15 protein-coding genes are annotated in these 22,006 nt (G+C 46.8%); 7 read left to right on the forward strand and 8 right to left on the reverse strand.

The annotated features are described in order from the left end of the window. Window positions 1-87: 87 nt before the first annotated feature. Window positions 88-7,767 carry a choice-of-anchor Q domain-containing protein gene (locus KOE27_RS11680; protein WP_215239061.1) on the forward strand — a complete coding sequence of 2,560 codons (7,680 nt, stop codon included), beginning with the start codon at window positions 88-90 and terminating at the stop codon, window positions 7,765-7,767. A gap of 52 nt (window positions 7,768-7,819) precedes the next feature. Here KOE27_RS11680 and KOE27_RS11685 read toward each other — a convergent pair whose 3' ends face one another. From KOE27_RS11685 to KOE27_RS11720, 8 genes are all read right to left on the reverse strand, one after another. After that, window positions 7,820-8,566, reverse strand: a complete 747-nt coding sequence (locus KOE27_RS11685) for a glycosyltransferase family 2 protein (protein ID WP_215239062.1) — start codon at window positions 8,564-8,566, stop codon at window positions 7,820-7,822. Beyond that, on the reverse strand, window positions 8,566-9,510 hold the full coding sequence (locus KOE27_RS11690; RefSeq protein WP_215239063.1) for a D-2-hydroxyacid dehydrogenase: 945 nt from the start codon (window positions 9,508-9,510) through the stop codon (window positions 8,566-8,568). The genes KOE27_RS11685 and KOE27_RS11690 overlap by 1 nt, the downstream gene beginning before the upstream one ends. Further along, window positions 9,507-10,328, reverse strand: a complete 822-nt coding sequence (locus KOE27_RS11695) for an aldolase/citrate lyase family protein (RefSeq protein WP_215239064.1) — start codon at window positions 10,326-10,328, stop codon at window positions 9,507-9,509. Before KOE27_RS11695 ends, KOE27_RS11690 begins: the two co-directional genes overlap by 4 nt. After that, window positions 10,325-11,116, reverse strand: coding sequence for a class I SAM-dependent methyltransferase (locus KOE27_RS11700; protein ID WP_215239065.1), 792 nt, complete (start codon window positions 11,114-11,116; stop codon window positions 10,325-10,327). The genes KOE27_RS11695 and KOE27_RS11700 overlap by 4 nt, the downstream gene beginning before the upstream one ends. Further along, complete coding sequence (locus KOE27_RS11705) at window positions 11,116-11,847, reverse strand: class I SAM-dependent methyltransferase (protein WP_215239066.1); 732 nt, start codon at window positions 11,845-11,847, stop codon at window positions 11,116-11,118. The genes KOE27_RS11700 and KOE27_RS11705 overlap by 1 nt, the downstream gene beginning before the upstream one ends. A gap of 142 nt (window positions 11,848-11,989) precedes the next feature. Then, window positions 11,990-13,687: a DUF6044 family protein gene (locus KOE27_RS11710; RefSeq protein ID WP_215239067.1), complete on the reverse strand. Its 1,698-nt coding sequence runs from the start codon at window positions 13,685-13,687 to the stop codon at window positions 11,990-11,992. A gap of 89 nt (window positions 13,688-13,776) precedes the next feature. Beyond that, a complete protein-coding gene (locus KOE27_RS11715) occupies window positions 13,777-14,841 on the reverse strand; it encodes an HTTM domain-containing protein (RefSeq protein ID WP_215239068.1) in 1,065 nt (354 codons plus the stop codon). Window positions 14,842-14,844: 3 nt separating this feature from the next. After that, window positions 14,845-15,243: a hypothetical protein gene (locus KOE27_RS11720; protein WP_215239069.1), complete on the reverse strand. Its 399-nt coding sequence runs from the start codon at window positions 15,241-15,243 to the stop codon at window positions 14,845-14,847. 198 nt (window positions 15,244-15,441) lie between these two features. Here KOE27_RS11720 and KOE27_RS11725 point away from each other — a divergent pair, with 198 nt between their 5' ends. The 6 genes from KOE27_RS11725 (at window position 15,442) to KOE27_RS11745 (ending at window position 21,997) form a co-directional block, all read left to right on the forward strand. Next, the gene (locus tag KOE27_RS11725; protein ID WP_215239070.1) at window positions 15,442-15,780 is read left to right on the forward strand and encodes a PadR family transcriptional regulator; all 339 of its coding nucleotides are present in this window, start codon (window positions 15,442-15,444) and stop codon (window positions 15,778-15,780) included. Between the two features lie 7 nt (window positions 15,781-15,787). Further along, window positions 15,788-15,964, forward strand: a complete 177-nt coding sequence (locus KOE27_RS30035; RefSeq protein ID WP_406566851.1) for a permease prefix domain 2-containing transporter — start codon at window positions 15,788-15,790, stop codon at window positions 15,962-15,964. 356 nt (window positions 15,965-16,320) lie between these two features. Continuing rightward, complete coding sequence (locus KOE27_RS11730) at window positions 16,321-16,584, forward strand: hypothetical protein (RefSeq protein WP_215239071.1); 264 nt, start codon at window positions 16,321-16,323, stop codon at window positions 16,582-16,584. Between the two features lie 268 nt (window positions 16,585-16,852). Continuing rightward, a complete protein-coding gene (locus KOE27_RS11735; protein ID WP_215239072.1) occupies window positions 16,853-17,407 on the forward strand; it encodes an RNA polymerase sigma-70 factor in 555 nt (184 codons plus the stop codon). Between the two features lie 19 nt (window positions 17,408-17,426). Beyond that, a complete protein-coding gene (locus KOE27_RS11740) occupies window positions 17,427-18,458 on the forward strand; it encodes a FecR family protein (RefSeq protein WP_215239073.1) in 1,032 nt (343 codons plus the stop codon). 203 nt (window positions 18,459-18,661) lie between these two features. Beyond that, a complete protein-coding gene (locus KOE27_RS11745; protein WP_215239074.1) occupies window positions 18,662-21,997 on the forward strand; it encodes a TonB-dependent receptor in 3,336 nt (1,111 codons plus the stop codon). Window positions 21,998-22,006: the final 9 nt, after the last annotated feature.

Raw genomic sequence — 22,006 nt, forward strand, 5'->3', positions numbered from 1 at the left:
AATTCTCTTATTTCACCTGGAGATTTTCACCAGGTCTCATCCTCTGTACTCAGCGTTTTTATTTTTTAATTGTGATCGTATCGCACTATGAAAACAAAAATTTACCAAACCCTCCTCTCCGTTTCTCTTTTAATACTTTTCGTTTTAAAACTGTCTCAAATTGCTCTTTCCAAAACTTGGATTGATTTTAGCCTTGACGAAAAGCATGTACCTGAGCACGTCAGGCCTGCAAAAAGAAACCCTGGCAAACAACAGGAAACTCAACCTCAGATAAAAACAGCTTCGGTACCCGAAACGCTCTATGTAAATGCGTTGCTGAGCACCGGCAATAACGACGGCACTTCCTGGGATAATGCCTACAAAGGGACGGAGGGCTTATCCAATGCACTGAGATATGCTAAACAAAACACCGGAGTAGCTTACATACTGGTGGCCAAAGGCAAATATAAACCGACTTATTCACCGGAAGATGGGAGAAATTTTGCAGACTCTGCTACTTTGGTATCAAGCAGCAAAAGCCACACGCAACGTGCTTTCCTTCTGGTGAAGGATGTGAAAATTTATGGCGGCTTCGACCCCGCCAATGGTATTACCGCATTAACTGACAAACGCATACTGCCCGGTTTTACAGGTGAGGGCAGTATCCTCAGCGGTGATTTTAAAAATAACGATGGCGCAATTACGTCCGGCAGCCAGTATACCTATACCAATTATGATGACAACGCCGGGCAGATCGTCATAGCGGCCAACGATGTTGGAACCGCCGTGCTGGACGGCTTCGCCGTGACCGCCGGATATGCCAGAGAAAACGTGTCCATTACCGTGAACACCAAAACGGTGAGTAAAAAGCAGGGTGGTGGTATGTTCAATGTAAGTGCTGCTCCGGTGGTCAGTAATGTAATTTTTTACGCAAATAAAGGAACCAATGGCGGCGCGATGTATAATATTTCCTGTCCGGAAATTAAGATTTACAACAGCATTTTTTCCGGGAATCTCTCTACCGAAAGTGGTGGAGCCATATACAACAGTACTTCTCCCACGGCGTTTGCCAATGTCATTTTTTCAGGTAATACTGCAACCCAATATGGTGGCGGGATATACAATTTTTCCAGCTCCATATCCCAAATTATTAACTCGGTTTTCTCCGGAAACAAATCAACGGCGGTTGGCGGTGCCATCATGAATGTCGGTGGGACTTCCTCTTCTGTTTTAGGTAATTCCATCATCTGGGGCAACAGCTCAACCATTACGGGCGGATCAAGCCTGGACGCCGCTAAAATCAGTTACTCCATCGTGGAAGGATTCAGCGACGGAACCGGGAATGCCAATACCGATCCGCTTTTTGAAGATGCGCCTTCTTATACAGCAGCTCCCTTTGCTGGAGGCAACTACCATGTAAAATCCACCAGCTTGGCCACCATTGACAAGGGCAGCAACACCCTCATCCCCACAGACATCTCCACCGATCTGGCAGGCAATACCCGTATACAGGCCGACAAAGTAGATATGGGGGCCTATGAAAGTGAACCTCAGGAAATTCCTCTGGAACGGCTATACGTTAATGCCGGACTGATTACCGGTAAAAACAACGGTGCCGACTGGGAAAACGCATTTTCGGGCCCTTATGCTTTCGCCCGCGCCATGCAATATGCGCAAAGCCACAGCAGCGTAAAGGATGTGTGGGTAACCAAAGGTACTTATTACACGGCCTACCGCGCCGATACCCATTCCGACACCAATCCGCTGGATCCGAACAATGCTTTTGTACTGACGGACGGTGTGAAGATTTACGGAGGGTTTACCGGAAGCGAAACCGATATTACCTTACGCGACTGGAAGACAAACGTTACGATCCTCAGCGGCGATCAGAATAAAAATAATATGGCAGATGACGATGACGCCTATCAGGTGATGATGAACGTGAACCTTGGCCCGGAAACCGTGCTGGATGGTTTCACGATAACGGGCGGGTATGCTGCTGGCTCAACGGAAACAACGCTTGAGATAGATGGTACAACCGTTGCCAGGTATGCCGGTGCAGGTATGTACAACCACCATGCCTCTCCAACGATCCGCAACTGTACCTTTCACAAAAATGTATCCCGTAACTCCGGCGGAGGCATGGCTAATATGGCCGACTCCCGGCCGGTACTTACCAATGTCAAATTCATAGAAAACACCGCAGTAAACGGCGGAGCCATGTACAACAACGGCATGGAGCATCAGTTTTCCGACCTGCTGTTTGAAAACAACACGGCTACCAGCCACGGCGGGGCCGTCTGTAATGATCGGGCATTTGTTACTTTTATGCATACTGTCTTCTCCGAAAATACGGCTGCCCGGGGAGGTGCCATTGCTACCACTTTGGACGTCGGAGATAATACAGCCACAGGAAAGTACCTTGGCTGTCTGTTTGTTAAAAATACGGCAAGTGGTTTCGGAGGTGCTTATTATTATGAAAATGGTACCGGAGATTCTCCCGTTTTCATTAACTCTACCTTTTCAAAAGATATCTGTTCTGCCGAAAATGGCGGGAACATCATTTACTTCCAGCAGCATACGGAAAACGTAACACCCAAATTTTACAATTGTATTATTGAGAAAGCTGCAACCGGTACCTTTTATGGAGGTAGCAGTCCCGGCTTGTTTCAGGCCCAGTACAATCTGACCAACTATTTATTCCCAGTTAATGAGGTTGTTAAAGACAATATCACCGCAACCGATTTTGGCTTCCAGCATGCCGATTCCCCTGCCGGTGAAGATGAGCAGTACGGCACGATCGACGACGGCTTCAGGCCGCTCATGACTTCACCGGCTGTTAATGCGGGTTTTAACGACTTTACGCCGGCTGCACTGGAAAAGGATTTAACTGGGAAAGACCGGATCCTGAATGGCTCGGTGGATATAGGAGCTTACGAATATTCGCTTATTCTGTCCACCCTGTATGTCAGAGAAGAATTGACAACAGGCAACAACAACGGTACTTCCTGGAACGACGCCTATCAGGGGAAAGGCGGCCTTTCGGAGGCACTTTATTATGCCAGACAAAATCAGGGTGTAAAAAATATATGGGTGGCTAAGGGTACTTACACACCCACCCGGCGAGGTGATAACTTTGATAAAAGCAATCCTGATGACAAGAATAATACATTTGTGCTGGTAGAGGGTGTAAAAGTTTATGGCGGATTTGCCGGAACCGAAACGTCTTTAGACGAGCGGGACTGGGGAAATAATCAAACCATTTTGAGCGGCGAAATTGGGGCTGACAATAATTATACAGACAATCTGTATCATGTGGTGGTAAGCGTCGGCAACACGGCCGCCACTGAGCTGAATGGATTTGTGATTACCCTTGGGATGGCTGATGCCAATTCCAGTCTGACCGTCGAAGGAAGAGCTATCCCGACTTCTGACGGTGGCGGAATGTACCATAGCAATTCGTCTCCTGTTTTGCGAAACTTGGTATTTACTTACAATTATGCCAACAAAAATGGCGCGGGTATCGTCAATGACAACTCGTTTCCCAACCTTGCCAATGTAGTGTTTTTCAGGAACCTGGCTAATAAATTTGGCGGAGCAGTCTATAATATAAAAGGCTCTCACCCCACTATCACACACGCCACCTTCCACAGAAATTATGCAGGAGCCATTGTCAATGAGTCTCATTCCGGCATTACCATGGCCAACTCCATTATGTGGGGCAACACGTCGTGGGAAACATCGACCCCGGTAGATATTTTCGACCGCGAAGCTTTGGGTACAACCGTTAAAAATTCCATTACCGAAGTGTTTGGCACAGAAGGTACCGACGGTATTTTGAAACAGGACCCGCAGTTTGTAAGTCTGAATCCGCCGAGTAATCCCAATGGAAAATGGATGACAGCAAAAGACGGGCTTGGCCTGAAGCCAGGATCACCCGCCGTTAATACCGGTGATGATCTGTTGACACCGGCAGACATTAATCAGGACGTTACAGGGCTGAACAGGGTCTGGGGCGGCCGTACAGACATGGGTGCTTATGAAATGCGGACCACCTGTATAGAATCTCCTACCCTGTTTGTAGACTCTTCGTTAGTAGAAAGCGGAGATGGCACCAGTTGGTCCACCGCTTTTAAAACGCTGGCCGAAGCGCTTGAAGTGCTGAACCTATGCCCTGTAGTGAAGGAGATCATGGTAGCAAAAGGCACCTATTTTCCTACGACGCTGAACAAACCCGAACTTCCGTTTGTTGTCAACCGTGCGGTTAAAATCTTCGGGGGATATCCTTCAGGCGGGGGTATCCGTGATCACAGGGCTAATCTGACTATACTCGATGGCAACATCGGTGATCCGGCACTGTCCACAGATAACAGCTCGCATATTATGGCAATAGCTGGTATCTCCGTGGCAGACAGCGTGGTGATAGACGGACTGCAGTTTCAGAATGGCAGGACAATGGATTTGGGCGGCAGTGTAACGATCAACAACGTATCGGTACCCTATTTACAGGGAGCGGGTATCTATATCGGGAAAAATTCTTCCACCACACCCATTAGTATCAGAAACTGTACTTTTACAAATAATTACTCCCTTGCAAACGGAGGGGCAATTTACAGCAGCGAGAGCCAGGTTATTTTACATAGCTGCCGTTTTTTCAACAACAATGCAGCCGATCAGGCACCGGGCATTTATGTCAGTAAAGGTGCCATGCAGATTGTCAACAGCTTGTTTACCGGAAACACGTCGGCAGGCCCGGGCGGGGCGATCACGCTGAACGAAGCCTCGGCATCCTCCCTCGTCAATTCAACCCTGTACAAAAACCACAGCACCGGAACCGACGCCTACGGAGGTGCGCTGAACTGCAATAACAGCAATCTGACCATCAGCAACAGCATTTTCAATGGAAATACCTACGGGGGCACCGCCACCGCTTCTACCAGGGAAAAGAGCGACATCAATCACAACGGCAACAGTACACTTTCAATCCACAAAAGCTTAATGCAAAGCGGCAGCCCATACCTATCCTGTACATATTGTCCCGCTCCAAATACGGATCCCCAGTTTATAGATGTAACTGCGCCAACTAAAAAAGGCCTTGGACTTCTTGCCGGAAGTAAAGCCATTAACAAGGGAGATAAACAAGAACTGCCGTCCTATGTCGTAAATGACTTGTTAGGTGCCGAGAGAGTACGGGGTGAAGAAACAGACCTCGGGGCTTTTGAAGCGATTCCCCTCACCGATCCGCTCACCAGGCTTTATGTGAAGGCAGATATTGAAACCGGATACAACAATGGTTATGGATGGGAAAATGCTTTTTATGGCTCCAATGGGTTTGCCCGCGCGCTGGAATACGCCAGAAACAATAGTAGTGTGAAGGAAATCTGGGTGGCCAAGGGAACTTATTATACTTTTGGCCGGGCCGACAACCACGATGCCTCCAACCCTTTGGATCCATCCAACTCTTTTGTGCTGGTAGAGGGTTTGAAAATATACGGTGGTTTCAATGGACACGAAGAAGATGTAGCCGAACGCGACTGGAAAACAAATACCACCATACTAAGCGGGGACCAGAACAAGAATGGTATAGCGGACAACGGCGACGCTTACCAGGTACTGATTAGCCTGAACAACGGGCCGGAGACTTTGCTGGATGGGTTTACCATTACAGGAGGATATGCCGCCAGTTTTACTTCCACGAACATCCAGATCAACGGTACTACCATCTACCAAAGCAGCGGCGCCGGGATGCATAATTTTAACTCCTCACCGACAATCCGAAACTGTATTTTTTACAGAAATACAGCGCGGGGCACCGGAGGAGGGATGGCCAATTGGGATCAGTCCAAACCGGATTTAGTGAATGTTACATTCCGGCAAAATAAGGCGCTGACGGGAGGAGGAATGTTTTACTTTCTGATCGACTTTTATGGAACCCCAGTGGTACACAAGATGTCCAATCTGGTATTCGACGGAAATGTAGCCGAAGGGGCAACCGGCGGAGAAGGCGGCGCTGTTTGTAATTCACGGTCTTTCATTTCATTTGAAAATACAGTATTTATCAACAATTCCGCCGCACAAGGGGGAGCCGTAGCAGCTTTGAACTACACCAATAACTACTACCAGCATTTTGAAACTTATTCCAACTGCCTCTTTGTAAATAACACGGCAACCGAGGCCGGTGGAGCATACTATTTTGCGACGGGGTACCCGCATGGGCCTGTTTTTATCAATAGTTCGTTTTCAAAGAATATTTGTAATCAGGCTTCTGGTGGAGATGTTTTCAATTTCCAGTATATCAGTATGACAACTGATTATCCTGCATTCTACAATTGTATTCTTGAGAAGGCCGACAACGCTCATGATTTTTTTGGAGGTAGTTATAACACCCTTTTTGTAGCTGAACGAAACCTGACCAATTACCCCCTCCTTCCCTATTGGGCTGAAAAAAATATTGTTACCGATCACCTGGGTCTGACCAATAGTAGTACTCCGGCAGGAGCCGACGGAGTCTACGGCACTTCAGACGACGGACTTATTCCTCTACCGGCATCTCCAGCAATTAACGGGGGAAACAATGACTATATTCCGATTGACCTGGTAAATGACTTTAATTCCAATAAAAGGATACAGGGGCCGTTTACGGATATAGGTGCATACGAATACAATCAGTCATGCGAGGAAACCATAGCCGCAATCAGCACGAACGGTGACATGATCCAGGATCTTGCCCTGTCGGACCAACCCGTATATCTTTTTAACGAAGATAAATGCAGCGTGATGGGAATCTTTCAGGCGGTGAATGAAGAATTACAAAGCGGCCAGCTGAATGCCTATACAACCATTGAAACAGTCACTGGTTTCTACAACGAACAACCTTTCGTGAGACGCCATTACGACCTGGAACCGAAGGCCGACCTGGACGGGCATAAGGGGATTGCTACGTTGTACTTCACCAATGATGATTTCAAAAACTACAACGGCTGGGCCGAGAATCATAAACCACTGCCCATCTCAGGTACCGACGTCAATAGTTCCAATTTGCTGATCTGGCAGTGGCATGGCAGCAGTGAGACCCGCGCACCGGGTACCTACACAAAAAACGGTATACCGTCAGCCGGGAAATATATCAAACCCAATGCCGGGGATATTGTGTGGAACGAAGCGCTCAGGCGTTGGGAAATCAAATTCCAGTTTTCAGGTTTCAGTGGCTTTTTTGTTACTACACTTGAAAATGGCTCCCTTCCCGTCACCTTATCTTCCTTCACCGTATCTGAAAAGAATACGGAGCTTGGCCACGCCGCTGCACTGCTGAACTGGACCACGACCTCTGAAAGCAACAGTGACAGCTTTGTGATTGAACGGAGCATTACGGGCAAAAGCTGGGAGCAGATCGGGCAGGTCAAAGCAGAAGGAAGCAGTGATTTTGTAAAGAAGTATACCTTTACGGACGAAAAGCCTCTTCCCGGAAACAACCTTTACCGCTTAAAGATGATTGACCAGGACGGTACGTTTGCGTTCAGCAGTATCCGCAACCTGCGCATTCAGTTCTTGCCTGGTACCATCCTTTATCCGAACCCTGTTGCCGACCTCCTCTATATCGATGTAGCCAGTGACTCTGCCATTGAAAAAATTGTCCTCAGGAACGCAGCAGGTCAACCGGTGGGTACATACCCCTATGCACCTGGCGAGGGGATACCGGTGACAGACCTGGCACCAGGTATCTATTTCGTTGAGATGGTCGGAACTGAAAAAGTGCTGCAACAACACAAGATAGTGGTAGCAAGATAACAGTTGATGCCCGGCTTTAACAGGGATAGCATTTTTGATTGTCTATCGGGATTTAAACCATGGCAGGAACATACACATGATCTGCCAAAAGATGGGCATGAAGCCATTGCACAGCCTCGTCACCCGTACCGGCAGGCTTTAAGGCGAGTGTCTTGAAAAAAATGAAGGATACCTTCAGCCGCTTTCGGAAGGTATAGGAAGTTTCTCCCAAATGGTTACCAGGGCGTTGTACGGGCACACTGGTACATTGCAATTTTGTCTTTGCAATGAGGCCGATCAGGTAGGGTGCATGCGGCAAATAGGACACAAGCCTTTTCATGGGCTCTGCCCTGGCAACCATAAAAAGGCCCACATGCATCGGAATTCTTTTCTTGGAAAACAGGTGGACGAGGCCTTTGAACAGCATGGACGTAAAAAGGCGGCCGCCGGATTCATACCGTCCCTGCCTTTTCGCAAAGACAACATCAATACCCGGGACCAGTGACTGGATCAGCGCCGGAAGATTTTCGGGTTCATCCTGTAAATCTGCATCCATGGTGGCAATCAGGCTCCCTTGCGCAAAGGCTATTCCTGCCAGCAACGCACTGCTCTGTCCGGCATTTTTGCCCAGGTCAACAATATGAAATGGGATGGTGGGTGGAAGTTTTTTGAGAATTTCCGCCGAGTTATCCGGAGAGGCATCGTTTACATACACCACTTCACATTCCAGCCCCACGTTCCGGGACAGTGCAGTGAGCCTGTCGTGAAGTTCGGAGAGCGTGGCCGCACTTTTGTAAACGGGTATGACGATACTGATCATTAATAGCCTTTTTGATAATTGACTACATTGTACAGTGGTTTACCACTCATGTAACGCGACAGATTATCTTCAAAAAGCGCCTGCCATTTGTAAACAGGTCCTTCCAGACTTCTGCCTACATGCGGACTGACCAGAATGCGGGGTTCTTTCCAGATGGGGTTTGAGGGCAGCAGCGGTTCCTGTTCAAAAACGTCCAGTGCGGCTCCGGCCAGCCTTCCCGAAGCCACCATTTCCAGTAATACGTGGTCGTCAAGAGTACCTCCCCTTCCAATGTTCACCACAAACGCATCTGCAGGAAGTTTCTCCAGAATATCCTGGTTAACAAAATGATATGTTTCCGGAGTTTTGGGCAGGCATATAATCAGCGCATCTGTCTCTGCAAGCTGCTCGTGCCAGTTATACTTGCCATAAATGGTAATACCACCTTCCACCGAATCGTCCTTTTGATTTCTCACGGCCGATACCTGCCCGTTCAAAGTTGTTATCTGACGTGCTATTTCTTTAGCAAGACTCCCCCAGCCCAGAATCAGACATTTACTTCCATGAAGTGTCCGAAGCCGGTGACGCCTCCAGACAGATGCGTGCTGGTCGTCGCGGAGCAGATGTAAATTGCGAAACAACGCGAGCAGCAGCGCCAGGGTATGTTCTGCCAGTTCTGCATCATAAACGCCGCGCGAGCAGGTCAGCAGTATGTCCCGCGCTATCAGCAGTTGCTTTTGGGACAGGATCAGATCAACCCCAACAGAATTGGACTGCATCCAGCGAAGCCTTTTGGCATAAGGCAAACTTTGCAAAAAGAACCGGTTTCCGAATACAATCTCAGCATCCGCTATCCGCATTTTCGCTTCCTCTTCCGTATGTGCGATCATAAATTCATGATCCGGCGCCAGGCTTTTTAAATTATCAAAATGCTCCGGTACAGGGTCGTACATAAGCAGAATCATACATAGGAAGGATTTGGCACCCAGCTTTCCACCTGTTTCCTGAACAACTGAAAATCCAATTCAATTTCCTGCGAAGATCGCATCCGGGCGGCCTGGTAAGCTTTCCGGATATGAAATACCATGTGCTCCATACTGTGATGGGCATAGTCACGGATAAAACTCCTGCGTAAAAAGCTGAAATTAATTCCTAAACGTGCATATTCATTGATCAGATACTTACTGGCGATAGGTAACCCGCTTGGCGGATATGTCACACCACCAGCACCTAGTGGAATCCTGACCTGCCTGCGGATATTAACCAGGGTATCATTGAGCAGGGGGACAAAAATATTCTTGCTGTTTTGCTGAATATGCAGGTCATTCAGGCCTACATATACCCTTCTCAAAGGAAGCTGGCTGAGCTCTCCGATGCACTCCAGCGCCGAGGCCGTCTCGATTAAAATGCTGAATCCGGCACGTTGCCCGATTATTTCGGATACCTGACGAGCCTCCTCATAGGTATGCACCATCGGTAAAAAAATTTCGTCTGCACCAGCCTGTAAAGCCATCTCAATTTCGCTTTCGGTATGGTCCGAAAAACCGTTGATCCGGCAGATCAGTTTGCCCTGTGGGGTAACTTCCCTGACACGGCATAAATCTTCGTAAGTATTGTAATTAATTTCGGTATCAAAGTTTTCCTGTCGCTTCTTCTTTCCCTGATTTTCCCAGTCTACAATAATTCCGTCAACACCTGCCTCGATGGCAGACTGAACCACCGACGGACTGGTCGTAAACAGAAAAAGCTGAAAATCGTTGGTTTGTGGTAGGTTTGGGATCACATTTCTCTTGTTTTTTGTGCAATAATTAAACAACTGGTACCAAGGGGTATGCTCACCCTTCTCCGAATCGCATTGATTTCCCAATGTAACAGGCTACGCAGAAGCCGGGCGGTGCGAGGCCGGCCGGCCATGTGCTCATTTTTCTTTTTCTGAGGGGTATTTTTCTTCTTTATACCGAATTTCTCCACTAACACCCTGGTTACCCACATAGGCAGCCAGACAAGTGAGAAAAAATAGGTTTTGTACTTCACCTCGAATCCTGTTTCAGACAAAAGCTGGGTGAGATCAGCCAGGGTATACCTGCGGAAATGGCCCAATTGCACATCATTTTCCGACCACAGGCTATTAAATGCGGGTACTGTCAGCATGATCCTGCCGTCAGGCACAAGCAGCTGGTTGATCTTCCGGAGAAACTCCTTATCGTTTTCAATATGTTCCATGACATCAAAGAAACCCGCTGCTGGTACTGGCTCATAGCCCATGGAAACGTAGTCTTCCAAAGTGCTGTGCACCGTTTTAACGATTCCCCTTTTCCTTGCGTTACGGACGCCAGTCAGGTAAGGTTCTATGAGTGTTACGTCATATCCGGCCTGCTGCATCGCCAGCGCGGTGATACCATTTCCGCCACCTATGTCATAAAATTCCGCAGGAAAGCCATCAGCCTTCATGGCGGCCACAAGACATTCGTTCCTGTGCTGATACCAGAATGAGGCATCTTCCAGATCATAGCATACCGAATTGCCGTCGTCAGGGTAGGAAACAATCCAGTTATTTCTGTTATCTTCCATTATCTCTTTTCTCCCATGATCATTTGGAAAGGCAGAAAAGTATTCAATCCGGGTAGCTTTTCCAGTACCGGCTCGCTTTTCTGGCCCAAGGCAGTGTTGGAAAGAAAAGGAGGATAAAAGCCGAAGCGTTTTATCTTCAGATTCTTCCATCCTGCATAATCCATTGCTTCAAAAAGTTTTGTTTTAGTCATATCGGCTACGCCCTTGTCACCTTCCCATGACATGCCGGGCGTGAACGCGATCTGCAGGTAGTATAACGGATTGTAGGCATTAGGTTCAAGAAATACCAACCTGGCTCCCGGTTTTGCGATACGATGCATAGCCTGAAAACAGGCATGAAGGTTATGAAAATGATGCAGAGCCATAAAACCCATGACAACGTCAAATTGTTCATTTAATTCCTCTGGCGCATCCAGAATGTCTGCGGCGTGTAATTTGACCGGAAATTTATTGTCGTTATGAACCAGTAATTGCTGCAGGAGAAAGGGGGAAAGGTCCAAACCTTCTACCTTATAACCCTGGGCGAGGAAATTCAGAGTATATTTTCCCATACCACAGGCTACATCTATGATGCGGTCCGTTTTTTGAATCCCGGCAAAATTAATGACTTCCCGTACGTGCCTGCGGACATACGGGGTATAGACCGGGATCATCGTCTTCTTGATCTTATGCCCGAAGTAATCGAGTTGCTGGTTGTTGTGAAACTTGATATTGGAGACAACTATGCTCATTGAAACCCGATTAAGAATATTTTAGCATTGAATATAGAAGAAAATAATAGAAAATACCAATTAATTCGCTTACTGCGAATTAATCATTTTACAATGATTTAACGATATTCACCGAAAATCTTATAAAAAAAAGTGATCGTTCTCAGTGATCCTGAATGACTTCGTACAGATGAACACGCCAGAGCGCGGAGGAGAAAATAGAGCGTTTTTTCAGACCCGATTTTTCAGGATTCTTTATATTTTCTGCAGAGAGGATGTAGTCACAGTGCAGTTGCCGGAGGGCTTTGTAAGAAAGCCTGATATCCCGGGACGCAGGAGCCTTGGTGCGGGTCATATGGGTTTCAAAGTAGTCATATCCCTGGTCGTAGACAATCAGGCACTGGCTTCCCCAAAAGTCAAAAAAGCCTCTGTTTATCTGATTCTTGCGAAGTTCAGCATCAATAATACCCCGGAATTGTCTTTTATACGGAATGGGGTAATTGCTGGAATACCCGTCAATGGTCCACATACCATTGTACTGCGCAATACCCGGCGGAATCCCTATACTGGCTACCCGGTAAGTATTTAAAGGTTTTTGAATGTGGGATTTTATACTGCGGAACATCGGTTCTGCGTAATAATCATCATAGGTAAAGATATAATGGTATGGTTTTATGTTCACCAAACTTTTAAAAAAGCGTTCGTAATACGTTGGCTGGTAGGCAAAACAAATTCCCAGTTGCAAAACTGCAATGAAAGCCACCACACGTTTCTGAAGTCCGGCGGGAATAAGCACGATCGCCTGGGCCGCCGCTATATGCCATAGCAACTGAAGGAAAATATGAAAACGTTCAAGGCTGTACATCCGGAGCAGATCCGACTGATTGCGGAGATTCACTACCGGCTCCCAGTTTAACAACCCGATATACAGGCAGATGAGCACAATAACCGCGAGTGTGCAGGTAAGTATCACTGGAAAATGCTTTTTCCGGACCCACTCAATGCTGTAAACGAATAATACAAACGGCAGTAAAACAAATGTATGCAGTGACAAGGCGACATCCACATTGCCAAAAAGGAAATATCTGGCAAACACTTTCAGGCAAATCAAAGGTGAAGTGGCAAACCGGCGCATATCCATCCGGTGTGAAACAAACCCCTTTCCACCGAGCATGTTTTGGATCAAGTCAACTTTGGTAATGCAATAAACAACCAGGAGGATACCAAACGCAACCAGCAGGTATTTAACAGGCAATTTTTTGTACAGATCATGCAAAATAAGCAAAGCCAGTGCCAGCAGAATAAACACCCCGGCCGACTGGAAGTTGGAAGCAAAAGGGAAACTTACAAGGATGAGCCAGTCCCAGGCCCTGATTTTCGTTTGACGGATATTAAGGATAGCATACAAAACCAGAGGCTGTCCTGCAATACTCAATCCCCAGGTGAGAAGAAAGGGAGTGAACGCAAAAGATAGCGCCAGAAAAGAAGCAGCAAACGTGGTCAAATGAAAATGACGGCGCATCAGCAGCCACATGCCAACAAGTGCCACTGCGCTGATGAACAAGGTAAAAAACTGGTAGGCCCGGAAAGTTGGCAGCAGAAGATTTAGCCAATAGTAAATATTAAATGTGCTGACGAGGGTAAATTTGGGTACGCCCCCCATAAATGGCTCTATAATCCTATACGCTGGCGCCCAGACATAAGGCTCCCTGGCTACAATCCGGTACCACACCACATAGGAATCAAGCGAGTCGAAGGCATTATAAAATGCGGCACTGCCCAGGAAAATCGTGGGAGTATGATACAGTAAAAATATCAGTAGTGTTCCGGGCAGGTAGTATTTCTGGTATCCTTCGCTCATAAACAGGCTTGAGTAAAATCTTAAAATGCGGACGAAACCTTCGGGTTAAATTGCACAGGCTTCTCAGGTGAAACATATCCCCGAAATCATTACGGCGCTACCTCCGCTTTGTACCCGGTATCCCTGGTTACTGATTTCCGCAATGGCCATACCCTGGTAAAGTAAACCAAAAGGATCAGCATACCAAGCGGGAAGAGCATGCCATAACGTACCAGCCCGGCGGAAGCGGTCGTCAGCATAAAAAGCAACGCGGGATGGGGAAGGAAATCCAGGAAAGTCAGCAGCCATTTCCTCACCGATTCGCTCGCCCCGGATTTTACATAAGCCCCCATCTGCTGATTAAAATCCAGCCTGGTTAACAGCGAGGTAAGCGCGGCGCTATTCCGTCCAGGCTGGTACCCAATCCGGCGGGGCCATTTAAGCAACGCTCCATAAGCCAGTAGCAGTGCAAAAAGAAACGGGCCAAAAGTCATCTGCATCAGTAAAACCATTGGCAAATGCAGTAAAAGTGCCAGTAACATTGCGTATACGACCATCTTTCGGTAACAAAGCAGCAAAGGTATGGCCAATTGTAAAACCATCACTCCAATACCGGCCATCTGCGACAGAAACAACGGCGGAAAAAGTCGGGCAATCTGCATGTATACCTCAATCTGGTGTTTGGTGGAAAGTAATGTTTCTATACTTGCACCTGTCCACCAGTCGGTATCCAGAATTTTGTTCAGATCCGCACCCAAATACAGGACAATCAATTGAAAACGGATGAGTGCAGTACCGGTCGTATGATTACTCAAGGCAGTACACATAAACATACATGCCGTAAAAAGATGCGCTACCGAAATACAGGTTTGGCAGGAAACAATACCCACTATAAACGCCATACCCACTGCGAAAGCTCCTGTACGCAGATAAGGTGTGAACCAGATGACCAGAATCCCGCCGGTAAAAATGAGGTACATCCCGGTGTTAAATTGCGTGTCCGTACCCAAACTTTCTAAAAAAGATAGAACCGGGTAATGCCGCCCCGCCCCCTGATTCCCGCCGAAGGGACTCTCTTTAGTTAAAAAAAGGTACAATGCCAGCAACCTTACCAGTAACACCAGCTCAGGTACTACTGATTTATCATAGAGGTAAAATGGATTAATCTGACGCATGTACTATTTATTCGCCTTCCAGCTAAAAAACCTTTCGGGGCCCATGTTACGGCTGTAATAAACTTTCAAACTATCCGGATTCCCCGTTTGCTCTGTTTCTTCAACCGTGAGCAGCAGCCTTCGCAAATTACCCTCGGAATGACTTTCCCAGTGCGTTTGCGCAATGCCGTAACGGCTCTGAACGGCTTCCGCTTTCCAGGGCAGGCCATTCTCATAAGCTTCAACCCTGTAATACACTTGTGTGGTATGAGGTGCCCATGAAACCGTGCGGGTATCACCCATAAGTTCATAAATTGTATTACCCATCTGCGCGGCCAGGAAAAGAAGACCTGGAAGCCATTTTTTTACCCCTGGGCCGACCTTGGACATTTGAATATGAGCGTAACGGATTTTTCGCAACATAGCAGGCTGATAAACTGGCTCTGTATTAAGTCAGCACAATTTTAGATTTAATTTCCGATAAAAGCGAACAACATTTGTCCATTATCGGACACTACCCAACCAAGATACCCTTGTATTAAACTGACTATAAACAACTTAATATATATCAAATGTTCTGGCAAAGTATTTTATCAGCAAACATGGAAATAATAAAACAACATGAACAGAGTTTACCTCGGAGAATTTGAAGAAATCATTCTGCTTGCCGTGGCGGTCCTGCACGGACAGGCTTACGGCGTTTCTGTTATGCGTGAAGTAATGGAGCAAAGCGGCCGTACAGCCCGGCTGAACCAGATACATTCCGCTTTGCAGCGGCTGGAAGAAAAAGGGATGGTCCAATCCACCTTTGGGGAGCCCACGCCTGAACGCGGTGGAAAACGAAAAAAACTATTCACCGTGACTGCCTACGGGCAACGGACCCTGCAAGAAATACAAGATGTACGCAGCGGCTTCTGGGCCAGGCTTACAGGTTCCTTTAAACTATTCACCACAGAATAACTTCCTCATGAAACAACCGCCCCGCTTAGCAGAGAAATTCCTGAAATGGTTTGTGGCCCCGCACCTGTTGGAATCTATACAGGGTGATTTAAACGAGAAGTTCAATGATGATCGCGAAACTGTAGGTAACAAGCGTGCCTCAATGTATTACTGGCGGGAACACGGTCTGAAAGTTGGAAGCTAACAAACAGTTTTCTGAGTAATTTTTCTTTCCTTAAGTTACAAAATAATGACATAACTATCAATTAGTATGAGCAGTTCTACATTAGTAATACGTGCGATTTCCTATGTCTGTTTTTTATTTTCAATTGTGGGCTTTACCATGGTAACATAGCTTGTTCCAACCCAGATGTACAAAAACCAAAAGTTTACCATATTATTGGACAAGACAAAGTTTCCGTAAAAGATACTATTGACCCGCCACCGCCACCCTTACCATTTTATGGGGAAATAAATTTGATACTATATGGCAAATCCGATGTTTATCTGCACAGGGTCGCTCCAAACTTTTTTGTTGATCCTTATTTTGACGATCGACCAATGGAAGTTGTCTTAACGAAATGGGATCTCAGAAAAATCGAACGGACCGAACTGCCTCAATTTTTAGCTACGGAATATAAGGGCGTTAGTCCAGAGAAGTATCGACATTATTTTACGGGCATTAAATCTGCTTCCGATACTATCACCAATGAGGCATTTGCTGAAATTCAACTGTTCTTCGAAGGTATTAAATTCGATAAATACTTCATCAGGAAATGGACCGACCAGGAACAACAGGCAATCGAATCAATCAAAAAAAATTAGAAGCATTCGTATATAAATCCTGACCATCGCTATGAGTTGCGCAACAGCCACCATCGTATTTCTATAAAACCGGGATACGGAACCGTGGAAAATACCTCCTCCGCAACATAAAGCCATAAACCAAAAATCTGCCAATTTTATTTACTACAATTTTAGCCAAAACAAGAGATAATTCGTCGATTAAAAATAAATGCAAAATATTTTACAAAATGAACTAGGGATTTTAGCTTGTTAGTTGCCTTAAGAGCATATTAGCATTTTGAAATCTATGTATAAACGTTTCAGCGATGAACAATTAGTAGAATCTCTTCGGATTGGCAAGGAAAAAGCCTTTGAAGAAATATACCTCCGGTACTGGCGCAGGCTGTATGCGATGGCTTACCAGGAAACCGGAACCAAGGAGGAAGCCGAAGAACTGGTACAGGATGTATTCGAGAACCTTTGGTGCAAACGGGAAGAATCTGTTATCAAGCATTTAAAAGCTTATCTGGTGGTTTCCATGAAACACCGGGTAACGAACTACATTAAGTCTTCCATTACACAGAGAAAATACCAGGAGTACCTGATATTGAATGAAATAAGACAATCATACGGCACGGAAGAAATCGTCAATTTCTCTGATCTGTCCAATGCAGTGGATGAGGTAATGAAAAAGTTACCTGAAAAAACTTCCGAGGTTTTCCGGCTCAGCCGCTTTGAAAACCGGTCGGTGAAGGACATTGCCCAAAAACTTAGCCTGACCGAAAAAGGGGTTGAGTACCATATCACGCAGTCTCTCAAAATTTTGAAAGACCAATTAAAAAATTACCATTCAGATAACTAAGGCCAGAAAAAATAACGTGATGAATCAGCACGAATTTGATATTTTGTTACAAAAATACCTCTCTGGGGCCTGTGATCCCGATGAGGAAAAAAAGATCTTGGAATGGACCGACCTGACACTCTCAAACAAGAACATGCCGCTGGGTGAGTCAGAATTAAAAATGACGGAGACAAAAATATGGAAACGTATAAAGGCGTCCGTACTTTCTGCACCTTCCGGTTTCGGGAAAGTAGGCTGGCAGTGGCTGGCAGTGGCAGCAACAGTAATAATAATTTCCAGCTTGGCCATTTTTTACCCTGGCCACCTGCGGCAGCTTAATTCAGGCTTCATAGCCAAAGACATCTCCGATGACCCCGGCTTAACACTGGTCAAAGACTATGTGGAGATACAAAACGTCTCGGACCACAGCAAAATCGTGTCTCTGGAGGATGGCAGCTTTGTTACACTCACCGGAGACAGCCGATTGAAATACCCAAAACATTTTGATAAAAAGGTGCGGCAGGTTGAACTGGAGGGCGAAGCTTTCTTCAATATTCAAAAAGATTCGTCACGCCCTTTCTTTGTTTATACCGGAGAGCTGGTCACGCAGGTATTGGGCACGAGTTTCAACGTTAAATCTTATAAAGACTCCAAAACTATCGAAGTAAATGTAGTTACTGGGCGGGTTTCGGTGTATGAAAATACCCAGAAAGCGCCGCACAACCGCAATGGGGTGATCCTCCGGCCCAACCAGAAGATAACCTTCGATAAGGAATCCAAAAAGCTGGTTCCCGGGCTTGTGGAGGAACCTGTGATGCAGAATACGCAGGATAAAAAACTCGAACTTATTTTCGAAGATGCCCCGCTGTCGGAGGTGCTGTCGGTGATTCAGAAGGCGTATGGTGTTGAAATCGTGGTTGAAAAGCCCTCGCTCAATGACTGTATTTTTTTAGGAGACCTTACCGGGCTTCCGCTGCATACCCAGTTGAGACTTATCTGTAAATCAGTGAATGCCAGTTACGAGCTGAGAGGCACTGTTTTTTTTATCAACGGTGACGGCTGTACCAAATAAGCGCGATCAATAAATAATTTGCCTATGCAGAAAACCCTGTGAAAAGAAAAAGCCAATGATGTTACGAGCATCATTGACCTTGCAAAGATCCTTGCAGAACGTCAATTCTGACAGGGATGAAAGTGTTCATGAGTCTGTAAAAATCAAAAACATTTAAAATTATGCAAAAAAATGTATCTGTCAAACGGTATCTAATTAAAGTCATGCGAATAACTGTCACGCAGTTACTGCTTTGTGCCCTGTTCTGCAACCTTTCCCTGGCGGTGGATACCCGCGCACAGGAGGCCTTGCGGAAGGAGATTTCCATTCAAATGGAGTCGGCGGAGATCAGGCAAGTTTTAAACCGCATAGAAAAGCAAGCAAACGTGAAATTCATTTACAGCGCCAACAGTATCCAGGTGCGCCAGCGAGTTTCTGTCAATGTTGCTAACAGACAGTTATCCAAAGTTTTGGAAGAATTGCTGACACCCATCCAGATATCCTTTGAGGTGGTTGATTCCCGGATTTTACTGCACAAAAAACCATTGGAGGCAGTTGCACCCGCACCCGAAATAGCCGAAGCCAGCAAAAGCATTACCGGTATTGTTTCCGATGAAAAAGGAGAACCATTGGCTGGTGTAAGCGTCATCATCAAAGGAACCCAGCGGGGCAGCGTTACCGGCACGGACGGTAAGTATGAGCTTTTAGTCGAAGATGAGACCGCCACCCTGATATTCAGTTTTGTCGGGTTCGAAAACCAGGAGATCACGGTCGGCAATCGCACAACTATTGACATCTCCATGAAAGCCAGCATCAAAGCCCTCAGCGAGGTGGTAGTAGTGGGTTATGGTACTCAAAAGAAAACATCGGTAACAGCAGCCGTGGCAACCTTGAAAGGAGACCAGCTGGCAGCTACACCACTGACCAACCTGAGCAACGGCTTAGGTGGCAGAATTTCCGGGGTGATCGCAAAACAGGCCTCCGGCGAACCGGGCCGGGATGGTTCCAGTATTTACATCAGAGGTGTTTCATCAACGGGGAACAATCAGCCACTGCTGATCGTGGACGGCATCCCCAGAAGTTTTCAGCAGCTCGACCCTAACACCATTGAAACTTTCACGGTTCTGAAAGATGCAGCAGCCGTGGCACCCTATGGCGTTGCAGGGGCCAATGGCGTGGTACTCGTTACCACCAAGCGCGGAAAAACCGGAACACCGTCATTGACCTACAATGCTTACGTAGGTTTTCAGAACCCTACCGTGATGCCGGACTATCTCTACGGATACGATTTTGCCATGCTTAAAAATGCAGCGGCCAAATATGCCGGGCTGCCCGTCCCCTATTCGGACGAAGCATTGCAAAAATTCAAAGACGGGTCAGACAATGATTCCTATCCGACGGATAATTATGTAAAAGAACTGGTGAATCGTAATGCAGTCATTACCACACATAACATAGAACTTTCGGGCGGTGCCGAACGAATCAAATATTATGCAAGCCTCGGTTACCAATACCAGGCTGGTATGTGGCCATCAACCAGCAACAAACGCTATAACCTGGCGATGAACCTGGACGCAAATGTTACCAAAACCACCAAAATATCCTTCGGACTGAACGGACGACTCCAAAGATCTCAGTATCCTTCCATCGGAACGTCACGGATCTTTGAGCTGATCGGTTACTCCCACCTGCAAAACGGCCCCCTGTTTTTCAGCAACGGCATGAACGGCACCTACGTAACAGGAAGTATTTACAACAGTGGTTACCAGAAAACCAACACCACGGCCTTGTACACGCAACTTTCTGTGGAGCAGGAAATTCCATTCATCCCGGGCTTATTTGCGAAGGGAACCATCGCCTATGATCCAACCATGCTGATGGATAAAATCTGGGCAACACCTGTTCACCTGGCTACTATTAATCCGGTCACGAAAGTGATTACAGATGGTATTTTTGGCGCAGCCAAAGCATCCCTCAACCAAAATTACAGACAGTATCAGCAGCTCACCTATCAGGCCAGTCTGAATTACGCGCGGTCGTTTGGCAAAAGCAACATCAGCGCGCTGGCGGTGTTTGAAGCAAAAGCGAACGATACTCTTGCGCTGGGCGCATCGCGCAGGAATTACAACCTGGGTATAGACGAACTGAACATGGGAAGTTCCAGCAATGCCGACATGACCACCAGCGGAACGGCTAGCCTGGGTCGCCAGATGGGTCTGGTATATCGGTTGACCTACGACTATGCCGACAAATATCTGTTTGAGGCCAGCGGCCGTTACGACGGGAGTTACTACTTTTCTCCTGACAACCGCTTCGGTTTCTTCCCGGCATTTTCGTTGGGCTGGCGATTATCCGAAGAGCGTTTTATCAAGGATAACCTACGCTGGATCGACAACCTGAAACTTCGCGGATCGTATGGGGAAGTGGGAGCGTTAGCCGGAAGTGCTTTTCAGTATATGAGTACCTATAGCGTTGCAGGTCCTGCTTATGTAATTGGTGGAAGTGCCGTTCAGGCCATCCGGGAACGTAACGAACCCAATCCGAATATTACCTGGGAGCGTGCCAAAAAGACCGATGTAGGTATTGAGGCCACCCTCTGGAAAGGCTTACTGAACCTGGAAGCAGATTACTTCTACGAAAAACGCTCCAATATGCTGGTAAATCCGGATGTGATTGTGCCGGTTGAATATGGCATCGGCCTGAGCCAGGTGAACGCTGGTATTATGCAAAATCAGGGTATCGACCTGGCCATCGGATCCTCGCGCCGGTTCACATCCGACCTCCGTGTTTCCCTGAACGCTAATCTTACCTATGCCAAAAACAAATTACTCCAGGTTTTCGAAGCGGGTGCTACCTACAATAACCCCAACCGCCGCCTGACCGGAAAACCACTCGGAACACAGTTTGGTTTTCAGTCGCTTGGCCTCTTTCAGGTGGCTGATTTTGATGAGGCCGGCAAGTTAAAACCAGGCATTGCGGTACAACCCTGGGGCGCGGTTCAGCCCGGTGATATCCGTTATATGGACATGAACAATGATGGAAAGATCAACGATGACGACAGAACCCGCATAGGAGACGCGGTAGCCACGCCCCGCATTATCTATGGCATTTCACCCAGTGTACAGTACAAAGGTTTTAACCTGGATATCCTCTTTCAGGGTGCGGCCAAAACCAACTTTTATTACGCCGGCAGCGCTGCCTGGGCATTCTCAAACGGCATGGGAGCCGTACGGGAAACACTGGATTACTGGACACCCGAAAACCCCAACGCAAGTTATCCCCGCATCACCAATGCCCCTACAACCAATAATACCCAGGTATCCTCCTTCTGGGTTGGCAATGCTGCATACTTACGCTTAAAGAGTGCCACCGTTTCATATACCATTCCGTCGGCCATTACGAGTAAAGTTAAAATTCAGAACGTAAGGATCTATGTGTCAAGCCAGAACTTACTTACCTGGACCAAACTACGGAATTTTGATCCTGAAATAACCCAGGTCAATGCGTGGAGTTATCCTCAGCAAAAAGTAACGTCAATTGGTTTAAATGTGACTTTCTAATCCCTTGAA

The sequence above is a fragment of the Dyadobacter sp. CECT 9275 genome, from assembly GCF_907164905.1.
GTDB lineage: Bacteria > Bacteroidota > Bacteroidia > Cytophagales > Spirosomataceae > Dyadobacter > Dyadobacter helix.

Bases quoted from the DNA above. Each gene is read 5' to 3' on its own strand.
- KOE27_RS11680 (WP_215239061.1), top strand. From the start codon at position 88: ATGAAAACAAAAATTTACCAAACCCTCCTCTCCGTTTCTCTTTTAATA.
- KOE27_RS11685 (WP_215239062.1), bottom strand. From the start codon at position 8,566: ATGATCAGTATCGTCATACCCGTTTACAAAAGTGCGGCCACGCTCTCC.
- KOE27_RS11690 (WP_215239063.1), bottom strand. From the start codon at position 9,510: ATGATTCTGCTTATGTACGACCCTGTACCGGAGCATTTTGATAATTTA.
- KOE27_RS11700 (WP_215239065.1), bottom strand. From the start codon at position 11,116: ATGGAAGATAACAGAAATAACTGGATTGTTTCCTACCCTGACGACGGC.
- KOE27_RS11705 (WP_215239066.1), bottom strand. From the start codon at position 11,847: ATGAGCATAGTTGTCTCCAATATCAAGTTTCACAACAACCAGCAACTC.
- KOE27_RS11710 (WP_215239067.1), bottom strand. From the start codon at position 13,687: ATGAGCGAAGGATACCAGAAATACTACCTGCCCGGAACACTACTGATA.
- KOE27_RS11715 (WP_215239068.1), bottom strand. From the start codon at position 14,841: ATGCGTCAGATTAATCCATTTTACCTCTATGATAAATCAGTAGTACCT.
- KOE27_RS11720 (WP_215239069.1), bottom strand. From the start codon at position 15,243: ATGTTGCGAAAAATCCGTTACGCTCATATTCAAATGTCCAAGGTCGGC.
- KOE27_RS11725 (WP_215239070.1), top strand. From the start codon at position 15,442: ATGAACAGAGTTTACCTCGGAGAATTTGAAGAAATCATTCTGCTTGCC.
- KOE27_RS30035 (WP_406566851.1), top strand. From the start codon at position 15,788: ATGAAACAACCGCCCCGCTTAGCAGAGAAATTCCTGAAATGGTTTGTG.
- KOE27_RS11730 (WP_215239071.1), top strand. From the start codon at position 16,321: ATGGAAGTTGTCTTAACGAAATGGGATCTCAGAAAAATCGAACGGACC.
- KOE27_RS11735 (WP_215239072.1), top strand. From the start codon at position 16,853: ATGTATAAACGTTTCAGCGATGAACAATTAGTAGAATCTCTTCGGATT.
- KOE27_RS11740 (WP_215239073.1), top strand. From the start codon at position 17,427: ATGAATCAGCACGAATTTGATATTTTGTTACAAAAATACCTCTCTGGG.
- KOE27_RS11745 (WP_215239074.1), top strand. From the start codon at position 18,662: ATGCGAATAACTGTCACGCAGTTACTGCTTTGTGCCCTGTTCTGCAAC.